Origin of the sequence: Shewanella sp. (assembly GCF_041630135.1) — a bacterium.
Taxonomy (GTDB): Bacteria; Pseudomonadota; Gammaproteobacteria; order Enterobacterales; family Shewanellaceae; genus Shewanella.
Genome location: NZ_JBFKLW010000018.1, coordinates 65,729 through 71,728, shown reverse-complemented (window position 1 = coordinate 71,728; position 6,000 = coordinate 65,729). Strand labels below are relative to the sequence as shown.

The following is a 6,000-nucleotide window of genomic DNA, read 5'->3' as shown; positions in this document are numbered from 1 at the left end:
GGGCTTTCAAACACCAACTCCAGCTCCAACTGGCTGTCTATCACATTGTGATATTTCACATCCACCAGACGGTTGGCTGCCAAAGCTGCCGTTGAGACTCCAAAAAACAACGCGATTCCCACCAGAGACTTCATCAATCGAGAATTGCTGAAGCGTGTCATGAACGCGGCAGAAGATTCCATCATTCCCTCATCCTTCGCAGGTTATTCTCCAGCCAGTTCGAGGGTGCTTGAGCGCTCTGCCCAGCAACCGGAACCGTCCGGAATTAATTCTATTACATCGACATTTTGTTGTGTGACTTTGGTGATTCGACCATGATAAAGCCCCAAATAATCACCTACACCCAAACGGAAAACGTTACCATCGTTGGTTTGAACCAATGCCCAAATGCTTTTATCCTGCGTCAAGGTACCACGCATCTTCAGGTTATCCAGCGCATAAGTCTCAAGCCTGCCCTTACGACGCTTGAGATCCGGTTGGGTACAGTCTTTGGTGACATCCACCGACTCTTCGTTCAATTCACGTGACGGCGGAACAAACGGGCTGCGAAGCAACTCGGCCTGATAGGCAAAATGTTCGAATACCGGGGGCTTCTTCAACGGTGGTATCTTGGCAACGTGTTGTGCCTTTGTTGTAGTAACAAATAGTTCCAAATCACTGCGATCGCCAACGCATCCGGTCAAAAACAACAAACTAACGGCAACAGGCAAGTATTTCATTATTTCTTGCCTCCCGCATTTTCAGGGGGTAGCTGCGCCCCCTCTTTAAACCGATAAGTCTTGGCCAGAATGTCCATCGTTAACACATTTCCATCCTGCATTTTGATGACAAAGTCATGCAAACTGACGATGCGTGGCAACTTGGCTACTCCACCCACCATATTACCAAGCTGATGATAATCGCCACTGACTACCATTTTAATGGGAAATTCAATGTAAAAATCGCGTTGTACCGCACCTTCCCAATCCAAACTCTCTATATATAAGCCTGCATCGGTTGCCACAAAGGTCAAGTCATCAAGCAAACCATCCATTTCGTTTTCAGATGGCAACATTTTCAAAAGCTCAGCAAACTGAGCCTCCATTTCTTTTAGCTGCTCCCGATAAAGTTTTAAATTGGCCGCCAACTGATACTTACTTTGAAAATCCTGTCGCAACTGAACTTCTCTTTGTTGCTCGGCCTTCAGAGCATCTATTGCGTCAGAGACAAACAAAAAATAACTGGCTACACCCACACAGACTGCCAACATAAGCGCAAAAAACACTTTCACCTGCGCTGGCCAGCCGCCTATATTTTCAAAATCGATGTCGTTAAATGCACTCAGATCCAGTTTCATTTCGCCGCTCCTTTCTTGCCGGCGACTGCCATTTCCTGCTCTTTGGCAGCTTTATCAACCACTGTCACCTTAAGACTGAAACGCTGTAGCTTTCTCATTTCTTCATTTTGAGAAACAATACTCTGCATAACAGGATCGTCCAACCATGCTGAAGTCTTCATTTTACGCATCATGTTGGCAACGTTATTGTTGGATTCACTGCGACCTTCAATCCACACATTACTGCCTTTCTTTTCGATGCTGGAAAGGTATATACCTGGCGGAACAACACGAACTAACTCGTCCAACACGTGAGTAGGCAAGTTTCTTGCCTGCTGTAAGTTCAAAATAATCTCTGTGCGACGTTCAATATCTTTTTTACGCTCAGTGATTTTTTTGATTTCAGCAATTTGCTTATCTAGCAACTGAATTTCAGTGGTCAGGTAAGCATTTCGCGCCTTCTGCTCATCGGTCATCATGCCAATAAATTGCAAGGTTCCAAACACCAAGAGCGCCGACACAAAAAATACCAATGCCAACGAACCAATGTAATCTCGTTTTTGTTTTTCTCTGGCTTCTTCACGCCAGGGCAGCAGGTTTATGTTCGCCATTGACCGTAACTCCTTAATGCCAGGCCACAGGCAACCATGTATTTACTGATACCGGGTTGCAACGCAGTTTTTACGGACTCATCAGCATGCAGATTACCCTGAAATGGATCCGCGATAATCGTGTGGACACCCAATTCATTGGTCAACAAATTCGCCATCCCTTCGAGACGCGATGTACCACCACAAAGCACGATATAATCCACTTTGTCCTTGCCGCTTGATGTGCAGTAAATCTGCAGAGTGCGTTTGATTTGCTGCAGCAACTGGGTTTGGAAAGGGGATAGAACTTCAAACATGTAGTTACGGGGAAGATCACCCTCTAACTTGGCTTTTTCTGCTTGCTCATAAGACATCCCATAGAAAGACAGAATTGACTGAGTAAATTGCTCGCCACCAAATGCCTGTTCTCTGATAAAAGCAGTTTCACCGGATTCAACCACGGCAAAAGTGGTCATGTTGGCGCCTATGTCCACCATGGCAATCACCTTTTTATCACTGCCTTCAGGTAATTGACTGTAGATTAGCTCCGCCGAACGTCCTAATGCATAGCCTTCTATATCAACCACTTTGGCTTCAAGATCGACTTCATCAAGCACATCAACCCGGGCATCAATATTTTCCGTACGGCAAGCACTGAGCAACACATCAACCTTGCTCGGGTCAATGCTGTTTACACTCAAAGTTTCAAAATCAATACTCACCTCATCCAATGAGTACGGGATAAGGTTGTCCGCTTCAATTTCAATTTGAGCTTCCATTTCGGCTTCGTTCAGCGAGGCATCCATATATATGACCTTTGTCATAACTGCCGAGCCTGAAACGGCGACAGCTGCAAATTTACAGCTTTTGGGGAGTGCTCGCCTGACTTGACGCAAACTATCCGTTACCGCAGCCGAATCTCGAATATCATGGTCATTAACAGCGCCCTTTTTCACGGGAACCGATGCATGACTCAATATTTTAAAACCATCAGCCGTCTTGCTCAGCAGAACCGCCTTGACTTCATGGGAGCCAATATCGATCCCAACCATCTGCGGAGCCTGACGCTTCCATAAATTTGAAAGCATAGTCCATTGTCACTTTTGTTTTTAGGTTGCAGAGATAGAGTAGCACAAAATCAACTCGTTATACTTATTTGTATAGAATGTTTCCAGCTTTTACAATTGGCATTTTTTTGACGCTGCTTTTTACTTCACCCTGACGGCCTGCCCTTATATACTGTGAGGCCCTCGATCTCTATTGGAATAATCTGGTGAAGTGGCTAAAACGTATTCTCATTGCCCTCTTTAGTCTAGCCCTGCTGGGCATTGGCGCTATTGTCGCGGCATATTTTTATGTTTTACCCGACTTGCCGGATGTCGCCACGCTGAAGACGGTGCAACTTCAGACACCGCTTAAAATATACAGCCAGGATGGAAAGCTCATCTCGCAATATGGTGAAAAAAGACGCATCCCGGTGAAACTGGAGGACGTCCCTAAGCCATTGGTACAGGCCTTTTTGGCAACTGAGGATGCACGTTTTTACGAACATCAGGGTATCGACCCCATAGGCATAGTGCGCGCTTTTACCGTTTGGGTCACCTCTGGTGAAAAGAAGCAAGGTGCAAGCACCATCACACAACAAGTGGCAAGAAACTTTTTTTTGACTCGTGACAAAACAATCATCCGAAAAGTCAAAGAAATTTTTATCTCCTTCCATATGGAAGAACTGCTTACCAAAGATGAGATTCTCGAACTCTATGTAAACCGTATTTATCTGGGGCAGCGCGCTTACGGTGTTGGCGCTGCAGCCCAGGTGTATTACGGCAAAGATTTGAAAGACTTGTCCCTTGCTGAAATGGCTGTGATTGCAGGCTTACCCAAAGCCCCTTCATCGGTTAATCCCATAACCTCCCCTGAACGTGCATTGGCAAGGAGAAATATTGTGCTGATGCGGATGAGGGAAGTCGGTTTTATCAGCGACAGTGAATACCTTACTGCTATCGAGCAACCCAACACCGCCTCTTACCATGGTGCTGAAATTGACCTTTATGTTCCCTATGTGTCTGAAATGGCCAGGGACTACATGATTCAAAAGTATGGCGAAGAAGAAGCATATACCGGTGGTTACAGTGTTTACACCACGGTCAGTTCCGATCTGCAACTTAAAGCACAAAAAGCATTACGCAATAATATTCATGCCTATGATGAACGCCATGGCTACCGTGGTGCAGCAGCAACACTCTGGACTGACACTGCACCTGAAACTCAAATTATTACAGCCAGTCTGAAACAAATACCGCGCTTACAGGATCTCGAACCTGCGGCTGTATTGAATGTTCAGGAACTGCAAGCCACTGTCTTGCGAGCCAGCGGTGAGACTGTGACCTTACCATGGCAAGGCATTCAATGGGCTCGAAAATTTATTTCAGACAATAGGCAAGGCAGTGCGCCAAAAGATGCCTCTGACGTACTGACTGTCGGTGAGCGCATATGGATCCGTAATAACGGCGATTATTGGCAATTGTCTCAAATACCCGAGGTCTCCAGCGCGATTGTGTCCTTGGATCCCCATAACGGGGCAATCCGTGCGCTTATTGGTGGTTACAGTTTCAGCCAAAGCCAGTTTAATAGGGTAACGCAAGCCAAGCGTCAACTCGGCTCAAACATCAAGCCATTTATCTACGCTGCCACACTTGAAAAAGGTTTTACCCTGGCAACGCTGATTAACAACGCCCCAATTAACAAACCGGATCTGAGTCAGGGCACAGCCTGGCGGCCAAAGAATTCACCTGATATCTACACAGGCCCTACACGCCTTCGGGTTGGACTGGCGCAATCGATAAACGTAATGGCAGTACGAGCGCTACGCTATGCCGGTATAGACAATACAGTTGAGTTGCTAACCCGCTTCGGCTTTAGCCCAAGCGACCTTCCCCGCAATGAGTCACTGGCTCTGGGCTCCCCCTCAGTCACACCTTTGCAGGTTGTCAACGCCTTTTCCGTGTTTGCCAACGGCGGCTATCTGGTTGAGCCTTTCTTTATTGACCGGGTTGAAACGGCTCTGGGTGAGATAGTAGAAAAAGCCAATCCGACTTTAGCTTGCGATACCCCTCTGCCTGAAGAGATGGCCAGTGAGCCAGCCATAGCAATGCAGTCAAACTCATTGGCTACAGCAACAGGCACGACCGTAATTGACGAAGCGCCCATAATTCCGGCAAAGACTACCAACGCCAATGCGTGTGACGAAGAAGGGGTTCGTTATGCCCCTCGGGTTCTGTCAGAGCAAAACGCCTTCCTGATTACCGAAGCACTGAAGAGTGTTATCTGGGGCGGCGGTGATTTCAGTAAAGGCACAGGTTGGAACGGTACCGCATGGCGTGCAGCACGCTTGTTGAAACGCCATGACATTGCCGGTAAAACAGGTACAACCAACGAATCCCGTGACACCTGGTTCAGTGGCTTCAACCCTGATTTAGTCACCACAGTATGGGTTGGTTTTGACGACCATGGCCGTGAACTTGGCCGCACGGCATGGAATGCCAACGGTGCCAAAGACCAAATCTCCGGTGCCGAGGCAGGAGCCAAAACTGCAGGACCAGCCTGGAACCAGTTTATGCTGATGGCCATTGGCGATACGCCCGAAAAGCCATCTCAGCCACCAGCAGGCATAGTCTCGGCTCGTATCGACTACAGCTCGGGTAAGCTAAGTCGCCGTACCGACTACACCAGCGGCTTCGAGTACTTCGCCGCGGGTACGGTACCAACAGACTACGCCAACTCAGCTATCGCCGAGGACAACACCACGGCGCCGGAAACCACGGCGGACGATCTGTTCCAGTAAACATTACGCGTTGTAAAAAAGGGCCTGCTGGCCCTTTTTGTTTTGCATGGTCATTTAATGATGACATGCATCATCGACGATTGATGAACATTTCACCCGAATAAACTGGCCCATACATCCTATGCTTTCTCAGCAAGGCAAGAACAATTCTGCAATTGCAGCCAGCCTGCTTATTGCCGAAGGTACTGCTTGCAATTGCCTGTCAGAAGCCATCAACAAGCTCGGCGCGGCCAAATCGGGTCGATGCGGCC

6 protein-coding genes are annotated in these 6,000 nt (G+C 47.6%); 1 reads left to right on the top strand and 5 read right to left on the bottom strand.

The annotated features are described in order from the left end of the window. The 5 genes from ABYK60_RS07160 to ABYK60_RS07140 form a co-directional block, all read right to left on the bottom strand. Nucleotides 1–185: hypothetical protein (locus tag ABYK60_RS07160; RefSeq protein ID WP_372871279.1), on the bottom strand; the 185-nt coding region annotated here is incomplete at its 3' end. 18 nt (nucleotides 186–203) lie between these two features. Continuing rightward, entirely contained in the window at nucleotides 204–719 is a 516-nt protein-coding gene (locus ABYK60_RS07155) for a pilus assembly protein PilP (RefSeq protein WP_372871278.1), read from the bottom strand. Continuing rightward, nucleotides 719–1,336 (bottom strand): type 4a pilus biogenesis protein PilO, encoded by a 618-nt coding sequence (locus tag ABYK60_RS07150; protein WP_372871277.1) that lies wholly within the window; start codon nucleotides 1,334–1,336, stop codon nucleotides 719–721. Before ABYK60_RS07150 ends, ABYK60_RS07155 begins: the two co-directional genes overlap by 1 nt. Continuing rightward, nucleotides 1,333–1,926: a PilN domain-containing protein gene (locus ABYK60_RS07145; protein WP_372871275.1), complete on the bottom strand. Its 594-nt coding sequence runs from the start codon at nucleotides 1,924–1,926 to the stop codon at nucleotides 1,333–1,335. Before ABYK60_RS07145 ends, ABYK60_RS07150 begins: the two co-directional genes overlap by 4 nt. Continuing rightward, complete coding sequence (locus ABYK60_RS07140) at nucleotides 1,914–2,993, bottom strand: pilus assembly protein PilM (RefSeq protein ID WP_372871274.1); 1,080 nt, start codon at nucleotides 2,991–2,993, stop codon at nucleotides 1,914–1,916. Before ABYK60_RS07140 ends, ABYK60_RS07145 begins: the two co-directional genes overlap by 13 nt. 185 nt (nucleotides 2,994–3,178) lie before the next feature. On the opposite strand from ABYK60_RS07140, the gene ABYK60_RS07135 reads away from it, so the two are divergent. Next, nucleotides 3,179–5,749: a penicillin-binding protein 1A gene (locus tag ABYK60_RS07135; RefSeq protein WP_372871273.1), complete on the top strand. Its 2,571-nt coding sequence runs from the start codon at nucleotides 3,179–3,181 to the stop codon at nucleotides 5,747–5,749. Nucleotides 5,750–6,000: the final 251 nt, after the last annotated feature.

Excerpts from the sequence above, each read along its gene's own strand:
- ABYK60_RS07155 (WP_372871278.1), bottom strand. The coding sequence starts at position 719 with ATGAAATACTTGCCTGTTGCCGTTAGTTTGTTGTTTTTGACCGGATGC.
- ABYK60_RS07150 (WP_372871277.1), bottom strand. The coding sequence starts at position 1,336 with ATGAAACTGGATCTGAGTGCATTTAACGACATCGATTTTGAAAATATA.
- ABYK60_RS07145 (WP_372871275.1), bottom strand. The coding sequence starts at position 1,926 with ATGGCGAACATAAACCTGCTGCCCTGGCGTGAAGAAGCCAGAGAAAAA.
- ABYK60_RS07140 (WP_372871274.1), bottom strand. The coding sequence starts at position 2,993 with ATGCTTTCAAATTTATGGAAGCGTCAGGCTCCGCAGATGGTTGGGATC.